This is a genomic window from Pseudomonas sp. Pc102 (assembly GCF_018408275.1).
Taxonomy (GTDB): Bacteria; Pseudomonadota; Gammaproteobacteria; order Pseudomonadales; family Pseudomonadaceae; genus Metapseudomonas; species Metapseudomonas tohonis.
Genome location: NZ_AP021905.1, coordinates 2,070,388 through 2,088,245, shown reverse-complemented (window position 1 = coordinate 2,088,245; position 17,858 = coordinate 2,070,388). Strand labels below are relative to the sequence as shown.

Sequence of the window (17,858 nt, the reverse complement as noted above, 5' to 3'; positions counted from 1 at the left end):
AGAGCCCCCATGCTCCACGCGTTGCGCCTGCCATTGCTCGGCTGCCTGCTGGGCAGCGCTGGCTGCCAGGGCCTGCCGAGCACACCGACACCGGATATCCGCCAGGGCGACTACAGCGAACTGATCGTCTTCCTGCAGGAGCACATCCGCCAGCAGATGCAGGCCCACGAAATACCCGGCCTGGCCCTGGCGCTGGTGGACGACCAGCGGGTGATCTGGGCCCGGGGCTTCGGTTACGCGGACCGCGAGCGACGCCTCTCCGCCGACGAGTACACCGCCTTCCGCGTCGGCTCGCTGTCAAAGCCGATCACCGCCAGCCTCGTCATGCAACTGCGCGAACGGGGAGCCCTGGACCTGGACGCCCCATTGCAATCCAGCCTGCGCGAGTTCTACGTGCGCTCGCGCTTCCATACAGACCAGGCGGCAGCCGACCGCGCCATCACCCTGCGCCGCCTGCTCAGCCACCAGTCGGGCCTGCCGACCGACCGCCTCGAAGGCCAGGTCGCCGAGCACCCGCTCCCCCTCGGCGAACTGCCCGCCCTTGCCAGCGGCACCTGGCTGAGCCATATGCCCGGTACGCAGACGGTCTATTCCAACCTCGGCTACGCCCTGGCCGGTGCCGCGATCGAACGCGCCAGTGGTTGCGACTTCGAGCAGTGCGCCCAGGCAGCACTGTTGCAACCGCTGGGCATGCGCCACGCAGGCTTCCTCGGCAACAGCGACCAGCAGCCCTATCGCGCACGCGGCTATAAAGGAGGCAAGCCCTCGGCAGACCTCAACATAAGGGACCTCTCCGCCGGTAGCCTCTGGGCCAGCCCGGTCGACCTCAGCCACTTCATGCAGATGATCTTCGCCGACGGTCGCTACCAGGGCCGGCAGGTACTGCAGCCAGCCTCGATCCGCGAGATGCTGCATCCACAGAACGCCGGCAACGCACTGGACCTGGACTGCTCGGTAGGCCTCGGCTGGTTCCTCGGTGATTGCGGCGGCGAATTGGCCATCCAGGGCTTGCGCATCGTCGAACACAGCGGCTCGACCGGCGACTTCAATGCCCAGATGATCCTGCTGCCGGAGCAGAGCCTCGGCGTCGTCGTCCTTGCCAACTCGGACAGCGCCGCAGCCGTCACCACGCAGCTCGCCAACCTGTCGATGCGACTGATGCTGCAGGCGCGCGATGGCAAGGCGGCCCACCCCGAAAGCACCCCGGCGAAGCCTTCCGGCATTGCCGGCCTGCAACGCCCAAGCCCACAGGATCGCCGGCGCCTGAGCGGGCGCTACGCCACAGGCGCCGGCCTGATCCATATCCACCCCAGGGGCGAACGCCTGTACGCGGAGCTCCCGGGCCTTCGCGTCGAACTGCTGCGGGACGAAGCCGGCTGGCTGAGGGCCCGCAAGAAACTCCTCGGCCTCTGGCCCCAGGACCTGGGCGAGCTGGGCCAACTGCAGCTGGATGTGGTGGAGCTACAAGGGCGCCAGGTGCTGGTCGGCCGCCGACACGGGCAGACGCTCTTCATCGGTGAACGCGTAGACGCCACCCCCATCCCTCCCGAATGGGCAGAGCTGGCCGGCGACTATCGCATTGCCGGTGAGGCGAGCGACGACAGCGCCCTGAGCCTCAGGCTGCGCCTGGAGGACGGCATGCTCCTGGCCAGCGGTCGCTCGGACGGCAACCCCATCGGCGACTACCTCCTGCTGCCCCAGGACAATGCCCACGCCATCCTCGCCGGGAGCGGCCGCAGCCTCGGCGACACCCTCACCCTGCGCCCGGACGGCTTCGAAGGCCTGGGCTACCGCTTCGTGCGCAGTGACGCCAACCCCTGACCACCCAGCCTGCCTGCAAATTCGCACACGGGAAAACCGCCCAGGCGGATGCACCCAGGAACGGCTATGAGAACGTGAAATGAACAGACCGCCCCACCCGACCAGCATCCCTGCCCGATGCCTTGCGGCCGGGCGGGCGGCGAGATTCGAGTAGAGCACAGCCCCCAGGGAAGGGCACTGCGGCCGGTTGGCGCACGAGCCGTGCCCGAAAACGAAAAAAGGCAGCCCGAGGGGGCTGCCTTTCTCTGATTGCGTATCCGGAATCTCTGGAGGCTCGCCTCGCGCAGCCCGGACTACGACTGCTTACATGGTGCGGACGGAGAGACTCGAACTCTCACACCTTGCGGCGCCAGAACCTAAATCTGGTGTGTCTACCAATTTCACCACGTCCGCTTGCAACGCTTGAAACGAAAACGCCAGGCACTAGGCCTGGCGCTTTCTCGAATATGGGGTGGACGATGGGAATCGAACCCACGACACCAGGAGCCACAATCCTGTGCTCTACCAACTGAGCTACGCCCACCATATTACGTCTTGCTTGAGCCAAACTTGCCAAATTGGCACGCCCGGCAGGACTCGAACCTGCGACCATCCGCTTAGAAGGCGGATGCTCTATCCAGCTGAGCTACGGGCGCTTATTCATCTGTGGAACAGATTACTAAAAGCTTCGGCTTCAGCAGAAGCCTGTAGACTTCTACGTTTGCCGTCTTACCCAGCTAGTTGCTGTGCTCGACAAGCGGGGCGCATGTTATAGAGGGCCCCCTACCTCGTCAACAGGAAATTTAAAAAAATTTAGAAAGATAAAGGGGTTACGGGAAAATGCTGACCAGCCGCCTTTGCCCAAAAGCCACGCCATGCGAGAATATGCGCCCTTTTTAGCCCCTTCCGATGGTTAATCACGCGACATGACCGCACAACTGATCGACGGCAAAACGATCGCCGCCCGCCTCCGCCAACAGATAGCCCAGCGCGTCGACGAGCGCCGCCAGCAAGGCCTGCGCATTCCCGGCCTGGCCGTCATCCTGGTTGGCAGCGATCCGGCCTCTCAGGTCTATGTCGCGCACAAGCGCAAGGACTGCGAGGAAGTCGGCTTCATCTCCGAGGCCCATGACCTCCCGGCCAACACCCGCCAGGAAGACCTGCTGGCGCTGATCGACCGCCTCAACGTCGACCCGACCATCGACGGCATCCTCGTGCAACTGCCGCTGCCGGCGCACCTGGACGCGTCCCTGCTGCTCGAACGCATCAGCCCGGACAAGGACGTCGACGGCTTCCACCCCTACAACATCGGCCGCCTGGCCCAGCGCATGCCGCTGCTGCGCCCCTGCACGCCGAAGGGGATCATGACCCTGCTGGAAAGCACCGGGGCCGATCTCTACGGCATGGACGCGGTCGTCGTCGGCGCCTCCAACATCGTCGGCCGCCCCATGGCCCTCGAGCTGCTGCTGGCCGGCTGCACCGTCACCGTCACCCACCGCTTCACCAAGGACCTGGCCGGCCACGTGGGCCGCGCCGACCTGGTGGTGGTCGCCGCCGGCAAGCCGGGCCTGGTCAAGGGTGAGTGGATCAAGGAAGGCGCCATCGTCATCGACGTCGGCATCAACCGCCAGGAAGACGGCAAGCTGGTGGGCGACGTGGAATACGAGCCGGCCCTGCAACGCGCCAGCTGGATCACCCCGGTCCCGGGCGGCGTCGGCCCCATGACCCGCGCCTGCCTGCTGGAGAACACCCTCCACGCGGCGGAAACCCTGCACGACTGAGCAGCGGCAGCACCATGAAAAACGGCACCCGAGGGTGCCGTTTTTCGTTTCAGCGAACAGCCCCGGGCATCCGGGGCCTGCCTTCCAGCCTTATTTCTTCTGCCAGGATTTGACCAGCTCGTCGTAGCTCACGGTCTCGCCCTTCGGCTTCTCGTTGGCCAGCTTCGGCTTCGGCGCGCCGGGCTGGTCGAACCAGTACTGGGCGTCACGCTCCTCGTTGAGCTTCGGCCCGCACTCGCCCTGCACCCCGGAGCGCTCGATGCGCGCCATCATGGTGTCCTGCGCGGCGGCCAGGCCATCCAGGGCTTCCTGCGGGGTCTTGTCGCCGCTGGCGGCCTCGGCGATGAACTGCCACCACAGCTGCGCCAGGCGCGGGTAGTCCGGGACGTTGGTGCCGGTGGGCGACCACTGCAGGCGCGCCGGGCTGCGGTAGAACTCCACCAGCCCGCCGAGCTTCGGTGCCGCGTCGGTCATCGCCTGGGAGTTGATGTCCGATTCGCGGATCGGCGTCAGCCCCACCAGGGTCTTCTTCAGCGAAACGGTCTTGGCGGTGACGAACTGCGCATACAGCCAGGCCGCCAGGCGCTGCTTCTCGGGAGTGGACTTGAGGAAGGTCCAGGAGCCGGTGTCCTGGTAGCCCAGCTTCATACCCTCCTCCCAGTACGGGCCCTTCGGCGACGGCGCCATGCGCCACTTCGGCGTGCCATCGGCGTTGACCACCGGCAGGCCGGGCTTGGTCATGTCGGCGGTGAAGGCGGTGTACCAGAAGATCTGCTGGGCGATGTTGCCCTGCGCAGGCACCGGGCCGGCCTCGGAGAAGGTCATGCCCTGGGCTTCCGGCGGCGCGTACTGGTGCAGCCAGTCGACGTACTTCTGGGTCGCGTAGACCGCCGCCGGGCCGTTGGTGTCGCCACCACGGGTGACGCTGGAGCCCACCGGGCGGCAGCCCTCGACGCGGATGCCCCACTCGTCCACCGGCAGGCCGTTGGGCAGGCCCTTGTCGCCACCGCCGGCCATGGAGAACCAGGCGTCCGTGAAGCGCCAGCCGAGGGACGGGTCCTTCTTGCCGTAGTCCATGTGGCCGTACACGCGCTTGCCGTCGATCTCCTTCACGTGCTTGCTGAAGAACTCGGCGATGTCCTCGTAGGCGGACCAGTTCACCGGCACGCCCAGCTCGTAGCCGTAGATTTCCTTGAACTTGGCCTTCAGCTCCGGCTTCTCGAACCAGTCGGCGCGGAACCAGTAGAGGTTGGCGAACTGCTGGTCGGGCAGCTGGTAGATCTTCTTGTCCGGCCCGGTGGTGAAGGAGATGCCGATGAAGTCGTTGAGGTCCAGGGTCGGCGAGGTCACGTCCTTGCCTTCGTTGGCCATCATGTCGGTGATCGAGACCGCCTTGCCGTAGCGGAAGTGGGTGCCGATCAGGTCCGAGTCGTTGACCCAGCCGTCATAGATGTTCTTGCCCGACTGCATCTGCGTCTGCAGCTTCTCCACCACGTCGCCTTCCTGCATCAGGTCGTGCTTGAGCTTGATGCCGGTGATCTCGCTGAAGGCCTTGGCCAGCACCTTGGACTCGTACTCATGGGTGGCGATGGTCTCCGAGGCGACGTTGATCTCCATGCCGCGGAACGGCTCGGCGGCCTTGATGAACCACTTCAGCTCCGCCAGCTGCTGCTCCTTGCTCAGGGTCGAGGGCTGAAACTCCGAGTCGATCCACTTCTTCGCCGCATCCTCATAGGCATCGGCCCAGGCCGCGCCACTCAATCCGGACAATGCCAGCAGGGCCGCCATCGCCATGCTATGTCGGGTCTTGTAATTGTTTTCGAACATAGACACCTCCTTTGGGATTCAGAACGGTCGCAACTAGCCGAAGCGCATCACGACCAACAACCACACGACGGATAGCGCAGACGCTACCCACAGGTTCCAGCTGGTCGCGCCTATCACCAACAGGTGCAGGTAGGCGCTCCCGAGCAGCCCGATGAACAGCCGGTCGCCACGGGTCGTGACGATCGGCAGGAAGCCCTTGCGCTCGACGCAGGGCGAACGCAGCTCCCAGATACCCATCAGCAACAGCACCAGCGCGATGCTGCCGAAGAAGGTCGCGGTGGGCAGGGTCCAGGCCATCCATTCCATAAAATCACCTCATACCCGGCCGAGGGCGAAGCCCTTGGCCACGTGGTTGCGCACGAACCAGATCACCAGCACGCCCGGCAGGATGGTCAGCACCCCCGCCGCCGCCAGCACGCCCCAGTCGATCCCCGATGCGGACACGGTGCGGGTCATCACCGCCACGATCGGCTTGGCGTTCACCGACGTCAGGGTGCGTGCCAGCAGCAGCTCGACCCAGGAGAACATGAAGCAGAAGAACGCCGTCACGCCGATGCCCGAGCCGATCAGCGGAATGAAGATCTTGGCGAAGAAGCGCGGGAAGCTGTAGCCGTCGATGTAGGCCGTCTCGTCGATCTCCTTCGGCACCCCCGACATGAAGCCCTCGAGGATCCACACCGCCAGCGGCACGTTGAACAGGCAGTGGGCCAGGGCCACGGCGATATGGGTGTCGAACAGGCCGATGGACGAATACAGCTGGAAGAACGGCAGCAGGAACACCGCCGGCGGCGCCATGCGGTTGGTCAGCAGCCAGAAGAACAGGTGCTTGTCCCCCAGGAAGCGGTAGCGCGAGAAGGCGTAGGCCGCCGGCAGCGCCACCGCCAGGGAGATCACCGTGTTCAGGCACACGTAGTAGAGCGAGTTGAGGTAGCCCTCGTACCAGCTCGGGTCGGTGAAGATCACCTGGTAGTTGCGCAGGGTGAACTCGTGGGGCCAGAGCGTCAGGCCGCCGAGTATCTCGGTGTTGCTCTTGAACGACATGTTCAGCAGCCAGTAGATCGGCACCAGCAGGAACAGGATGTAGGCGAGCAGCACCAGGGCTTTGCGTGGCGTCATGGGCGGCCTCAGCTCTTCGAGTCGTCGTGGGTCATGGCCGTGTAGAACAGCCAGGACACCAGCAGGATGATGAGGAAATACACCAGCGAGAACGCCGCCGCCGGCCCCAGGTCGAACTGCCCCACCGCCATCTTGGTCAGCGTCTGGCTGAGGAAGGTGGTGGCGTTGCCCGGCCCGCCGCCGGTGAGCACGAAGGGCTCGGTGTAGATCATGAAGCTGTCCATGAAGCGCAGCATCACGGCGATCAGCAGCACGCTCTTCATCTTCGGCAGCTGGATGTGGCGGAACACCGCCCAGCCCGAGGCGCGGTCGATGCGCGCCGCCTGGTAGTAGGCGTTGGGGATCGCGCGCAGGCCCGAATAGCACAGCAGCGCCACCAGCGAGGTCCAGTGCCACACGTCCATCACCAGCACCGTCACCCAGGCGTCCATGGTGTTGGAGGCGTAGTTGTAGCTGATGCCCAGCTTGCTCAGGGTCCAGCCCAGCAGGCCGATGTCGGCGCGGCCGAATATCTGCCAGATGGTGCCGATTACGTTCCACGGGATCAGCAGCGGGATGGCCATCACGATCAAGCTGGCCGAGGCCCAGCGCCCCCGGGTCGGCATGCACAGGGCGATGCCGATGCCCAGCGGGATCTCGATCAGCAGCACGCAGGCGGAGAAGATGAACTGGCGCAGCAGCGAGTCGTGCAGGCGCGGGTCCTGCAGCACTTGCTTGTACCACTCGGTGCCGACGAAGGTGCGGGTGGAGGCATCGAAGATGTCCTGCACCGAATAGTTCACCACCGTCATCATCGGCAGGATGGCGCTGAAGGCCACCAGCAGGAACACCGGCAGCACCAGCCACCAGGCCTTGTTGTTGATCACCTTGTCGGTCATGGCGCCACCTCCACCAGCAAGTCATCGGCGTAGAGCATCAGCCACTGCGAGGGGAAGCCGATCCACGCCGTCCCGCGCGGCACGGCCTGGTCCTCCTGCATGCGCGCCTTGAGCCGCTGCCCATCCAGGTTCAGGGTGAGGATCTTGTAGGTGCCCAGGTCCTCCACGTGCGTCACCTCGCCGGCCAGGGCATCGACGAAGGGCTCGTCGCTGACGTGCACGAACTCCGGGCGGATGCCCAGCTTCAGGCTGCTCCAGCCCCCCTTGGCCAGGTGCGCCGCCATGGCCGGGGCCAGGGGCACGCGGGTGGCGCCGAAGACCAGCGCCTCACCCTCCGGGCGCACCTCGATCAGGTTCATCCCCGGGCTGCCGATGAAGAAGCCGACGAAGGTGTGCAGCGGCCGCTCGAACAGCTCGCGCGGGGTGCCGAACTGGACGATGCGCCCCTCGTACATGACCGCGATCTTGTCGGCGAAGGTCGAGGCCTCAAGCTGGTCGTGGGTCACGTAGATCATGGTGATGTTGAACTGCTCGTGGATCTGCTTGAGCTTGCGCCGCAGCTTCCACTTCAGGTGCGGGTCGATCACCGTCAGCGGCTCGTCGAAGAGAATCGCCGACACGTCGTCACGCACCAGCCCCCGCCCCATCGAGACCTTCTGCTTCTCGTCCGCCGTCAGGTTGCGCGCCTTGCGCTTGAGCAGGTGGTGCAGGTCGAGCACCTCGGCGATCTCGCTGACCTTGCTCAGCACCCGCGACTCGGGCAGGCCCTGGTTGCGCAGCGGGAAGGCCAGGTTGTCGAACACCGTCATGGTGTCGTAGACCACCGGGAACTGGAAAACCTGGGCGATGTTGCGCGCCTCCGGCGGCAGCAGGTTGACCTCGCGGGTGTCGAACAGCACCTGCCCTTCGGAGGGGCTGAGCAGCCCGGAGATGATGTTCAGCAGGGTCGACTTGCCGCAGCCCGAAGGCCCCAGCAGCGCATAGGCGCCGCCCTGCTCCCAGACGTGGTCCATCGCCAGGATGGCGTAGTCCTCCGGCCCCTTCGGCTGGCTGGCGTAGCTGTGGGCGAGGCTCTGCAGGCGTATCTCGGCCATGGGCGGCTCCTCAGGTACGACGGCTCGGCGCCAGGACCAATCGATCCTGGGCGTCGAAGACGAAGAGTTTGTGGGTGGGGATGTAGATGCGGATCGGCGCATCCACGTCGTACTCGTGCACGCCCTGCAGGTGCAGGACCAGGGCGAAATGCTCGCTGCGCACATGGAGGAAGGTCTCGGAGCCGCTGATCTCGGCCAGCTCCACCTTCACCGCCAGCTCCAGGTCGTCGTCGTTGGACGGCACCAGGCCGATGTGGCCGGGGCGCACGCCGAAGCGGTAGGCGCCCTCGCCCAGCTCGCGCAGCTCGGTGGTCAGGGGGAAGTGCACGAAGTCGCGGAAGCTCACCTCGCCCTCGCTGATGCGCCCGTCCACCAGGTTGATCGGCGGCTCGGAGAACAGCTCGGCGGCCAGCACCTGCTGCGGCCGCTGGTAGACCTCGGTGGTCGGCCCGCTCTGGATCACCCGCCCCTCGTGGAGGATGGTCGCGGTGCCGCCCAGGGCCAGCGCCTCGTTGGGCTCGGTGGTGGCATACACGGCGATGCTGCGGCGGGTGCGGAACAGCTCGCGCATCTCCTGGCGCAGCTCCTCGCGCAGCTTGTAGTCGAGGTTCACCAGGGGCTCGTCGAACAGCACCAGGTCGGCATCCTTGACCAGCGCCCGGGCCATGGCCGTGCGCTGCTGCTGGCCGCCGGAAAGCTCCAGCGGATGGCGCTGCAGGAACTTCTCGATGCGCAGCATCTGCGCCGTCTCGCGCACCTTGCGCTCGATCTCCTCGCGGCCCACGCCGTTCTGCCGCAACGGCGAGGCGATGTTCTCGAACACCGTGAGGTTGGGGTAGTTGATGAACTGCTGGTAGACCATCGACACGTTGCGGCGGCGTACCGGCACACCGGTCACGTCGACGCCGTTGAGCAGGATGCGACCGCTGCTGGGCTTGTCCAGCCCGGCCATCAGGCGCATCAGCGAGGTCTTGCCGGCCAGGGTGCGACCGACCAGCACGTTGAAGGAGCCCGGCTCGAAGCTCAGGCAGGCGTCGTCGATGTAGACCTGGTGGTCGACGACGCGGCAGACATGCTCCAGCGTTAACGACATGGCGTGTCCTTGTGGTTGTTCTCAGCCATTGGCGGCCATGGGCCGCGCTACCACAAGGCGACATCCGTGCCAGGACACGATAATCCACTTCAACCCGTTGATTCATAAGAACTTGAAGAGGAAAAAGTGCTTCGAAGGAATGTTCACTTGAACAGAATTGAACATTCGAATGTGAACAACTGAACATCTCGGGCGTTGACTTTGAACAGTCATGAACAACACTGCTCGGATCGCCGCAGAGCGAATGCCCCATAACAACAAGAACGCTGCGAGGCTCACATGGCCACTCCTGCCCAGGCGCCCATCCCAGCGCCGAACCACGATGCGATCGTCCGCGACTCGTGGAACCGCTGCCGCGACTTCGGCCTTACCCACCAGAGCCGGCCGAGCTTCGGCGAAGCCGCTGCGGGCGACGTCTCGGCGTTGCTGGAAAGCCAGCACTTCCTGGTGCAGACCACCCACCAGGAGGTCCTGCCCTACTACGAGAACATCCTCGCCAACTCCAACTGCCTGATCATGCTCGCCGACAGCCGCGGCCAGTTGTTGCAATCCTGGGGCGACCGCCGCTTCGTCGAACCGTCCCAGGCCGCCGGCTTCGTCGCCGGCGCCCTCTGGCAGGAGCGCACCACCGGCACCAACGCCATCGGCACCGCGCTGGCCTGCGGCCAGGCCGTGCACATCCAGCGCGACGAGCACTTCCTCAAGGCCAACCGCTTCATGACCGGTTCTGCCTCGCCGATCTTCGACGCCACGCGGCAGATGATCGGCGTGCTCGACGTCTCCAGCGACAGCTACCTGCCGCCCTCGCACACCCTGGGCATGGTCAAGATGATGAGCCAGTCGGTGGAGAACCGGCTGATACTGGGGCGCTTCAAGGACGACTACTTCCAGCTCAGCTTCAACACCAGCCTGGACAACCTCGACAGCCAGTGGGCCGGCCTGCTGGTGTTCGACGAGGCCGGCCAGGTGGTCTCGGCCAACCGGCGCGCCGACTCGCTGCTGGGCATCGGCCTGTCGTGGATGAACATCGAAAGCCTGTTCGACCTCAGCCTGCCGCAGTTGCTGGCGCAACCGGACAACCTGCCCTTCCCGCTACGCGCCGCCGGCCGCTACCGTTTCCATGGCCGCCTGCTGCGCCCGCGCAAGCCGCGCATCGAACCCCGCGATTTCCGCCCCGCTCCGGCCGCGCCGGGCGAAGCGCCACGTGGCGAACTGACCCTCGGCACCCTCAGCCTCGGCGACGCCCGCGTCGACCGTGTGGTGCAGCAGGCACGCCGGCTGCTGGAAAAGGACATTCCCATCCTCATCCAGGGCGAAACGGGCGTCGGCAAGGAGGTGTTCGTCAAGGCCCTGCACCAGGCCAGCTCCCGCGCCGGCAAGCCACTGGTGGCGGTGAACTGCGCGGCCATCCCGGCCGAACTGGTGGAGTCGGAGCTGTTCGGTTACGAAAAGGGCGCCTTCACCGGAGCCAACCAGAAGGGCAGCGTTGGCCTGATCCGCAAGGCCGACAAGGGCACCCTATTCCTCGACGAGATCGGCGACATGCCCCTCAACGTGCAGGCGCGCCTGCTGCGGGTGCTGCAGGAACGCAGCGTGCAGCCGCTCGGTGGCGGCGAGCCCTACCCGGTGGACATCCGCCTGGTGTCGGCCACCAACCGCCCGCTGCGCCAGGACGTGGACGCCGGGCTGTTCCGCCGGGACCTCTACTACCGCGTCAGCGGCCTCAACCTCGAACTGCCGCCCCTGCGCGAACGCAGCGACCGTGGCGAACTGTTCCGCCGCCTCTGGGAACAGCACCGCGAGCCGCGCCAGTGGGCCGGCTTCAGCAGCGACGTGCTGGAACTGTTCATGGCCCACCCCTGGCCCGGCAACCTGCGCCAGGCCGGCAGCGTGATCCAGATCGCCCTGGCCATGGCCGAGGAACACCCCATCCGCCGCGAGCACCTGCCGGATGACTTCTTCGCCGATCTGCCAGACGCCCCGCCGCCCAACCCCGGCGCCACGCCAGCGCAACCAACGGACGAAAGCCTCGCCGCCCAGCTCCAGGCCTGCGGCGGCAACATCTCCGACCTCGCCCGGCGCCTCAACCTCAGCCGCAACACCCTGTACAAGCGCCTGCGGGAGCAGGGCCTGTATCGCGGTGGCGATTAACCTCACCCCCGCGCAATCACCTCCACGGCCGGCCTGCCCTTGCGCTTGTCCAGCAGGTACTCGCGCCCCGCCAGGGAGGCGCCGAGGAATTCCCGGAGCGTCGGTCCCCTCTTCAACAGCCGGGTGGCGAGGAGGAACTCCGCCACCTCGTGGAACCAAACCCGCCGGCCGATGCGGGTGTACCAGCGCATGGCATGACGGAAGTCGGCATCGGGATGGAACAACAGCCGGGCAAGCGCCCGGGGGCGGGCCTGCATGCAGAGTTCGATGGCCTTGAACCAGAGGAACACCCGCCAGGCCGGCACGCGCTGCACCGCCAGCACCTGGTGCTTGTAGTCCCAGCGGCGGGTGTCGGGCTGGATCACCCGGCGCTGTTCAACCGTTTCGTAGAAGGGCGTCCAGCGGTGCGGGGTGACGTAGAGCAGCTGGATCTGGTCCGGGTCGTAGCGCAGCAAGTGGCGCAGGGAGCGCCAGTAGTCGGCATCGATTTCTTCCTGGAAGCCGATCACGTAGGTGGCCATGGAGACGATGCCGTGCTGGCGCAACAGGCGGATCGCCTCCTGGTCCTCGCGAGTCGTACCGCCCTTGCGAATCGCCTCCAGGGTGCCCTCGTCGTAGCTCTCGATGCCCAGCAGGAAGCGGATAACCCCGGCCTTGCGGTAGAGGTGGAGGATATCGGCATCGCGGACGATATCCCCGGCACGGGTGGAACCCACCAGCAGCAGCGGCACGTCCTCGGCGATCAGGGCTTCGAGGAAGGCCTTCCACATCTTGCGCGAGCCGGTGGGCAATTCGTCGGCGAAGTTGATCAACTCCACGCCCTGCTCCCGGTGCAGGCGTGCCAGCTCCCGGGCCAGGCGCACCGGGTCGCGGTGCCGCCAGCGGGTCCAGAACCCACGCTGACCGCAGTAGCTGCACAGGTAGGGACACCCCCGGGAGAACTGCACCACCACTGCCCGCTTGCCGCCCCAGTAGGCGTAGTCGGCGTGGTCGATCAGCTCCCAGCCCACACGGTAGTCGTCGAGGTTGCGCAACATGGCGGCGGCGGGCGTGGCGTAGGGTTCGCCCAGGTAGCGCAGGGCGATGCCGTGGACGTCCAGCGGCGAGCGCCCTTGCGCCAGCGCCTGCACCAACGAGAGAGCGGTCCGCTCGCCCTCCCCGCGCACGATGAAGTCGACTTCCGCCACCTCCTTGAGGATCTCGTCCCAGTGGTAGCTGGGGTGCACGCCGCCGTAGACGATGACCAGCCCGGGCAGCACGACCTTGAGGGCGCGGCAGATGTCCACCACCGTCGGGTGCGCCGAACTGGAACCGGAGTGCCCGAGCATCACCACATCCGGCGCCGTCGCCTGGATGCGCGCCACGATCTGCGTGACGCTCAGCGCCTCGCGGTCAGCGTCCAGCAGCGAGACGTGGAAGCCCGCATCCAGCAGCGGCCCGCCGACGGCGAGCAGGCCCAGGGGCGGCAGGTGCTCCCGGGGCATGCGACTGCCGATGGCGGTGTGGGGCGGGTTGATCAGGGTGATGTCCACGGCGACGTCCTTTTCCTCGGGGCGGGACGCCTTTATGCACGTGCGCCGTGCTGGCTGCGTGGACCGTAGATGGAGTTGCCGTGGAGTTTCGATGAAGCTTCCGGCGCCCAAGAAAAAGGCCGCTCGGAAGCGGCCTCGTTCATGACGCGTACGACTACTCGGCGAGGCGCCAGGTGGTGCCGCCCTTGCCGTCTTCCAGCACCACGCCCAGGGCGGTGATCTGGTCGCGGATGCGGTCGGACTCGGCCCAGTTCTTCTCGGCGCGCGCCTGCAGGCGGGCCTGGATCAGGGCTTCTATCTCGGCGGCGTCGACCTTGCCGGTGGCGCCGGCCTGGAGGAAGGCGTCCGGGTCCAGCTGGAGCAGGCCGAGCAGGCCGCCCAGCGCCTTGAGACGGGCCGCCAGGGCCGCAGCGGCGGCCAGGTCGGTATCGCGCAGGCGGTTGACCTCGCGAGCCATGTCGAACAGCACGGCGACGGCTTCGGGGGTGTTGAAGTCGTCATCCATGGAGGCATTGAAGCGCTCGACGAAGGCTTCGCCCTCGGCGGCGGGCGCCTTGGGCAGGCCGCGCAAGGCAGTGTAGAAGCGTTCCAGGGCGCCCTTGGCTTCCTTGAGGTTGTCTTCGGAATAGTTGATCGGGCTGCGGTAGTGGCTGGAGACCAGCAGGTAGCGCACCACCTCGGGGTGGTACTTCTCCAGCACCTCGCGGATGGTGAAGAAGTTGCCCAGGGACTTGGACATCTTCTCGCCATCCACGCGCACCGCGCCGGCATGCATCCAGGCCTTGGCGTAGAGCTTGCCGGTGGCCGCCTCGCTCTGGGCGATCTCGTTCTCGTGGTGGGGGAACACCAGGTCCGGGCCGCCGCCGTGGATGTCGAAGGTCTCGCCCAGGCAGCAGGTGGACATCACCGAGCACTCGATATGCCAGCCGGGGCGACCGGGGCCCCAGGGGGATTCCCAGCTCGGCTCGCCGGGCTTGGCGCCCTTCCACAGCACGAAGTCCAGCGGGTCTTCCTTGGATTCGTCGACCTCGATGCGCGCGCCGATCTTCAGCTCGTCGATGCGGCGACGGGACAGCTTGCCGTAGCCCTCGAACCTGCCGACACGGTAGTAGACGTCGCCGTTGCCGGGGGCGTAGGCGAAGCCCTTGTCGATCAGGGTCTGGATCATCTGGTGCATGCCGGCGATGTGGCCGGTGGCGCGGGGCTCGACGTCCGGGCGCAGCACGGCGAGGCGCGCCTCGTCCTCGTGCATGGCGGCGATCATGCGCTCGACCAGGGCTTCGAACGGCTCGCCGTTCTCCTGGGCGCGACGGATGATCTTGTCGTCGATGTCGGTGATGTTGCGCACGTAGGTCACGTCATAGCCGCGCTCGCGCAGCCAGCGGGTGACCACGTCGAAGGCGACCATCACGCGGGCGTGGCCGATGTGGCAGAAGTCGTACACGGTCATGCCGCACACGTACATGCGCACGCTGTTGCCTTCCAGCGGCTGGAAGGCTTCCTTGACCTTGGTGAGGGTGTTGTAGATCGACAGCGCCATCATTGCCCCCAGGAATCACGCAGGGTGACGGTGCGGTTGAACACCGGCTTGCCGGGCTGCGAGTCCTTGATGTCGGCGACGAAGTAGCCTTCGCGCTCGAACTGGAAACGCTCCTCGGGCTGCGCATTGGCCAGGGACGGCTCGGCTCGGCAGCCGGTGAGCACCACCAGCGACTCGGGGTTGATGTTGTCGAGGAAGCTGCCGCCCTCCTCCGATTTCTCCGGGTTCGGCGAACGGAACAGGCGATCGTACAGGCGCACTTCGCACTCGACGCTGGCCTCGGCCGGCACCCAGTGGATCACGCCCTTGACCTTGCGGCCTTCGGGATTCTTGCCAAGGGTGTTCTCGTCATAGGAGCAGCGCAGCTCGACGACCTTGCCGTCGGCGTCCTTGATGGCTTCGTCGGCGCGGATCACGTAGCTGCCGCGCAGGCGTACTTCACCACCCGGGACCAGGCGCTTGAAGCCGGCAGGCGGGACTTCCTCGAAGTCGCTGGCATCGATGTAGATCTCGCGGGCGAAGGGCAGCGCGCGTACACCGAGGTCTTCCTTCGGGTGACGCGGCAGTTCGAGGTTCTCGACCTGGCCTTCCGGGTAGTTGGTGATGACCACCTTGAGCGGCTTGAGCACGCACATGGCGCGGGATGCGGTGGCGTCCAGGTGGTCACGGATGCTGAACTCCAGCATGCCGATGTCGACCACGCCGCTGGCGCGGTTGACGCCGACCATCTCGCAGAAGTTGCGGATCGACTCGGGGGTGTAGCCGCGACGACGGTAGCCGGAAAGCGTCGACATGCGCGGGTCGTCCCAGCCGCTGACGTGCCCTTCGTCCACCAGTTGCTTGAGCTTGCGCTTGCTGGTGATGGTGTAGTTCAGGTTCAGGCGCGAGAACTCGTACTGGCGGGGCTGCGCCGGCACCGGCAGGTTGGCCAGGAACCATTCGTAGAGCGGGCGATGGTCCTCGAACTCCAGGGTGCAGATGGAGTGGGTGATGCCCTCGATGGCGTCCGACTGGCCATGGGTGAAGTCGTAGCTGGGGTAGATGCACCACTTGTCGCCGGTCTGGTGGTGATGGGCGTGGCGGATGCGGTAGAGGATCGGGTCGCGCAGGTTGATGTTCGGCGAAGCCATGTCGATCTTGGCGCGCAGGGAGCGGGCGCCGTCCGGGAACTCGCCGGCCTTCATGCGGGCGAACAGGTCCAGGTTCTCCTCGACGGAGCGCTCGCGGAACGGGCTGTTCCTGCCCGGCTCGTGCAGACTACCGCGGTACTCGCGCATCTCCTCGGCGTTGAGGTCGCAGACGAAGGCCTTGCCGGCCTTGATCAGCTCGATGGCCCAGGCGTGCAGCTGGTCGAAATAGTTGGAGGCGTAGCGCACCTCGCCGGACCACTGGAAGCCCAGCCATTTCACGTCACTCTCGATGGCGTCGATGTACTCCTGGTCTTCCTTGGCCGGGTTGGTGTCGTCGAAGCGCAGGTGGCAGTCGCCGCCGAATTCCTGGGCCAGGCCGAAGTTCAGGCAGATCGACTTGGCGTGGCCGATGTGCAGGTAGCCATTGGGCTCCGGCGGGAAGCGGGTGACGATCTTGGCGTGCTTGCCGGCATCCAGGTCACCCTGGACGATCGGGCGGAGGAAGTTCGCGGCGGCGGGAGTCTCTGGCTTGCTCATGGGATCCTTAGGTCTACGGGTGCGCGGCACAGGGTAGGCCGGTCAAATCAAAGCGCTTATCATAGCCGAAGCTGTCAACCCCCTGACAGGCCTTCGAATTCTCGACCGAGCGGATACCGAAATGATCAAGCTGCACACCAACCATGGCGTCATCACCCTGGAACTCTTCGAAGACAAAGCCCCGGAAACTGTGGCCAACTTCAAGGAGTACGTGAAGGCCGGCCACTACGACGGCACCGTCTTCCACCGCGTGATCTCCAACTTCATGATCCAGGGCGGCGGCTTCGAACCGGGCATGAAGCAGAAGACCACCCGCGCCCCCATCAAGAACGAGGCCAACAACGGCCTGTCGAACAAGGTCGGCACCGTCGCCATGGCCCGCACCATGGAGCCGCACTCCGCCTCCGCGCAGTTCTTCATCAACGTCGCCGACAACAGCTTCCTCAACCACAGCGCGCCGACCGTGCAGGGCTGGGGCTACGCCGTGTTCGGCGAAGTGACCGAAGGCATGGACGTGGTCAACAAGATCAAGGGCGTGGCCACCACCATGAAGTCCGGCCACCAGGACGTACCGGTCGAGGACGTGATCATCGAGAAGGCCGAGATCGTCGAGTGATCCTGCTGATCTCCGATCTGCATCTGGAAGAAGAACGCCCGGACATCACCCGGGCGTTTCTTCGTTTCCTGCAGACCCGCGCCAGCCAGGCCGAAGCGCTCTACATCCTCGGCGACTTCTTCGAGGCCTGGATCGGCGACGACGCCATGACCCCCTACCAGCGCACCATCGCCCAGGCCCTGCGCCAGGTGGCCGATGGCGGCACGCGCATCTTCCTGATGCACGGCAACCGCGACTTCATGATCGGCACGCGCTTCTGTCGCGAGGCAGGTTGCACCCTGCTGGCGGACCCGAGCCGCGTCGTGCTCGCCGGCCACCCCGTGGTGCTGATGCACGGCGACAGCCTGTGCACCCGCGACGAGGCCTACATGCGCATGCGGCGCATCCTGCGCAACCCCGTAGTGCTCTGGATACTGCGCCACCTGCCGCTCGCCACCCGCCACAAGCTGGCGCGCAAGCTGCGCAGCGAGAGCCGCATGCAGACCCGGCAGAAGGCGGCGGAGATCACCGACGTCACCCCGGAAGAAATACCGCGCCTGCTGGCCGAGCAGGGCGTGCCGACCCTGATCCACGGCCATACCCACCGCCCCGCCGTGCACGAGCTGCAGGTCGGCGGCCTGCCCGCCCAGCGCATCGTCTTGGGCGACTGGGATCGCCAGGGCTGGGCCCTGGAAGTCGACGAACAGGGCTTCCGCCAGGCACCGTTCGCCCTCGACTGAGCCGCGCAACGCGAACTCCTCCGCAGGCCGCGCCGGCTCTCCTT

General features: G+C 66.1%; 14 protein-coding genes and 3 tRNA genes. 5 read left to right on the top strand and 12 right to left on the bottom strand.

What is annotated here, in order from left to right; genetic code table 11:
• Nucleotides 1-9: 9 nt before the first annotated feature.
• Nucleotides 10-1,821, top strand: a complete 1,812-nt coding sequence (locus PHLH3_RS09740; protein WP_213629040.1) for a serine hydrolase domain-containing protein — start codon at nt 10-12, stop codon at nt 1,819-1,821.
• A 308-nt stretch (nt 1,822-2,129) separates the two neighbouring features.
• Here the strand turns inward: PHLH3_RS09740 and PHLH3_RS09735 are convergent.
• From PHLH3_RS09735 to PHLH3_RS09725, 3 genes are all read right to left on the bottom strand, one after another.
• Nucleotides 2,130-2,214 (bottom strand) — tRNA-Leu (locus tag PHLH3_RS09735).
• A gap of 54 nt (nt 2,215-2,268) precedes the next feature.
• Nucleotides 2,269-2,344: transfer RNA gene (locus PHLH3_RS09730), tRNA-His, on the bottom strand.
• A gap of 35 nt (nt 2,345-2,379) precedes the next feature.
• Nucleotides 2,380-2,456 (bottom strand) — tRNA-Arg (locus PHLH3_RS09725).
• Nucleotides 2,457-2,726: 270 nt separating this feature from the next.
• Here PHLH3_RS09725 and folD point away from each other — a divergent pair.
• Nucleotides 2,727-3,581, top strand: a complete 855-nt coding sequence (gene folD / locus PHLH3_RS09720; RefSeq protein ID WP_213629039.1) for a bifunctional methylenetetrahydrofolate dehydrogenase/methenyltetrahydrofolate cyclohydrolase FolD — start codon at nt 2,727-2,729, stop codon at nt 3,579-3,581.
• Nucleotides 3,582-3,671: 90 nt separating this feature from the next.
• Here the strand turns inward: folD and PHLH3_RS09715 are convergent, their stop codons facing one another.
• The 6 genes from PHLH3_RS09715 to PHLH3_RS09690 are packed head-to-tail and all read right to left on the bottom strand — an operon-like array spanning nt 3,672 to nt 9,589.
• The gene (locus PHLH3_RS09715) at nt 3,672-5,408 is read right to left on the bottom strand and encodes an ABC transporter substrate-binding protein (RefSeq protein ID WP_173178817.1); all 1,737 of its coding nucleotides are present in this window, start codon (nt 5,406-5,408) and stop codon (nt 3,672-3,674) included.
• A 33-nt stretch (nt 5,409-5,441) separates the two neighbouring features.
• Entirely contained in the window at nt 5,442-5,714 is a 273-nt protein-coding gene (locus PHLH3_RS09710; RefSeq protein ID WP_111261317.1) for a DUF2160 domain-containing protein, read from the bottom strand.
• Nucleotides 5,715-5,723: 9 nt separating this feature from the next.
• Nucleotides 5,724-6,524, bottom strand: coding sequence for a carbohydrate ABC transporter permease (locus tag PHLH3_RS09705; protein WP_173178818.1), 801 nt, complete (start codon nt 6,522-6,524; stop codon nt 5,724-5,726).
• An 8-nt stretch (nt 6,525-6,532) separates the two neighbouring features.
• Nucleotides 6,533-7,402 carry a sugar ABC transporter permease gene (locus PHLH3_RS09700; RefSeq protein WP_111261315.1) on the bottom strand — a complete coding sequence of 290 codons (870 nt, stop codon included), beginning with the start codon at nt 7,400-7,402 and terminating at the stop codon, nt 6,533-6,535.
• Nucleotides 7,399-8,496: an ABC transporter ATP-binding protein gene (locus tag PHLH3_RS09695; RefSeq protein ID WP_173178819.1), complete on the bottom strand. Its 1,098-nt coding sequence runs from the start codon at nt 8,494-8,496 to the stop codon at nt 7,399-7,401. The genes PHLH3_RS09700 and PHLH3_RS09695 overlap by 4 nt, the downstream gene beginning before the upstream one ends.
• A 10-nt stretch (nt 8,497-8,506) precedes the next feature.
• Nucleotides 8,507-9,589, bottom strand: coding sequence for an ABC transporter ATP-binding protein (locus tag PHLH3_RS09690; RefSeq protein ID WP_213629038.1), 1,083 nt, complete (start codon nt 9,587-9,589; stop codon nt 8,507-8,509).
• 279 nt (nt 9,590-9,868) lie between these two features.
• Here PHLH3_RS09690 and PHLH3_RS09685 point away from each other — a divergent pair, with 279 nt between their 5' ends.
• On the top strand, nt 9,869-11,740 hold the full coding sequence (locus PHLH3_RS09685) for a sigma-54-dependent Fis family transcriptional regulator (RefSeq protein ID WP_213629037.1): 1,872 nt from the start codon (nt 9,869-9,871) through the stop codon (nt 11,738-11,740).
• Nucleotides 11,741-11,742: 2 nt separating this feature from the next.
• Here PHLH3_RS09685 and bchE read toward each other — a convergent pair whose 3' ends face one another.
• The 3 genes from bchE to PHLH3_RS09670 all read right to left on the bottom strand — a co-directional run bounded on the left by bchE (nt 11,743) and on the right by PHLH3_RS09670 (nt 16,479).
• On the bottom strand, nt 11,743-13,272 hold the full coding sequence (bchE, locus tag PHLH3_RS09680; RefSeq protein ID WP_213629036.1) for a magnesium-protoporphyrin IX monomethyl ester anaerobic oxidative cyclase: 1,530 nt from the start codon (nt 13,270-13,272) through the stop codon (nt 11,743-11,745).
• A gap of 154 nt (nt 13,273-13,426) precedes the next feature.
• A complete protein-coding gene (cysS, locus tag PHLH3_RS09675; protein WP_213629035.1) occupies nt 13,427-14,812 on the bottom strand; it encodes a cysteine--tRNA ligase in 1,386 nt (461 codons plus the stop codon).
• Nucleotides 14,812-16,479, bottom strand: coding sequence for a glutamine--tRNA ligase/YqeY domain fusion protein (locus PHLH3_RS09670; protein ID WP_213629034.1), 1,668 nt, complete (start codon nt 16,477-16,479; stop codon nt 14,812-14,814). Before PHLH3_RS09670 ends, cysS begins: the two co-directional genes overlap by 1 nt.
• 121 nt (nt 16,480-16,600) lie before the next feature.
• Between PHLH3_RS09670 and PHLH3_RS09665 the strand changes: the two genes are divergently transcribed.
• Nucleotides 16,601-17,095 carry a peptidylprolyl isomerase gene (locus PHLH3_RS09665; protein WP_021220288.1) on the top strand — a complete coding sequence of 165 codons (495 nt, stop codon included), beginning with the start codon at nt 16,601-16,603 and terminating at the stop codon, nt 17,093-17,095.
• Complete coding sequence (gene lpxH / locus PHLH3_RS09660; RefSeq protein ID WP_173178824.1) at nt 17,092-17,814, top strand: UDP-2,3-diacylglucosamine diphosphatase; 723 nt, start codon at nt 17,092-17,094, stop codon at nt 17,812-17,814. Before PHLH3_RS09665 ends, lpxH begins: the two co-directional genes overlap by 4 nt.
• Nucleotides 17,815-17,858 lie beyond the last annotated feature (44 nt).

What these genes read in the sequence shown, in the direction of transcription:
- PHLH3_RS09740 (WP_213629040.1), top strand. Translation starts at nt 10, where the DNA reads ATGCTCCACGCGTTGCGCCTGCCATTGCTCGGCTGCCTGCTGGGCAGC.
- folD (WP_213629039.1), top strand. Translation starts at nt 2,727, where the DNA reads ATGACCGCACAACTGATCGACGGCAAAACGATCGCCGCCCGCCTCCGC.
- PHLH3_RS09715 (WP_173178817.1), bottom strand. Translation starts at nt 5,408, where the DNA reads ATGTTCGAAAACAATTACAAGACCCGACATAGCATGGCGATGGCGGCC.
- PHLH3_RS09710 (WP_111261317.1), bottom strand. Translation starts at nt 5,714, where the DNA reads ATGGAATGGATGGCCTGGACCCTGCCCACCGCGACCTTCTTCGGCAGC.
- PHLH3_RS09705 (WP_173178818.1), bottom strand. Translation starts at nt 6,524, where the DNA reads ATGACGCCACGCAAAGCCCTGGTGCTGCTCGCCTACATCCTGTTCCTG.
- PHLH3_RS09700 (WP_111261315.1), bottom strand. Translation starts at nt 7,402, where the DNA reads ATGACCGACAAGGTGATCAACAACAAGGCCTGGTGGCTGGTGCTGCCG.
- PHLH3_RS09695 (WP_173178819.1), bottom strand. Translation starts at nt 8,496, where the DNA reads ATGGCCGAGATACGCCTGCAGAGCCTCGCCCACAGCTACGCCAGCCAG.
- PHLH3_RS09690 (WP_213629038.1), bottom strand. Translation starts at nt 9,589, where the DNA reads ATGTCGTTAACGCTGGAGCATGTCTGCCGCGTCGTCGACCACCAGGTC.
- PHLH3_RS09685 (WP_213629037.1), top strand. Translation starts at nt 9,869, where the DNA reads ATGGCCACTCCTGCCCAGGCGCCCATCCCAGCGCCGAACCACGATGCG.
- cysS (WP_213629035.1), bottom strand. Translation starts at nt 14,812, where the DNA reads ATGGCGCTGTCGATCTACAACACCCTCACCAAGGTCAAGGAAGCCTTC.
- PHLH3_RS09670 (WP_213629034.1), bottom strand. Translation starts at nt 16,479, where the DNA reads ATGAGCAAGCCAGAGACTCCCGCCGCCGCGAACTTCCTCCGCCCGATC.
- PHLH3_RS09665 (WP_021220288.1), top strand. Translation starts at nt 16,601, where the DNA reads ATGATCAAGCTGCACACCAACCATGGCGTCATCACCCTGGAACTCTTC.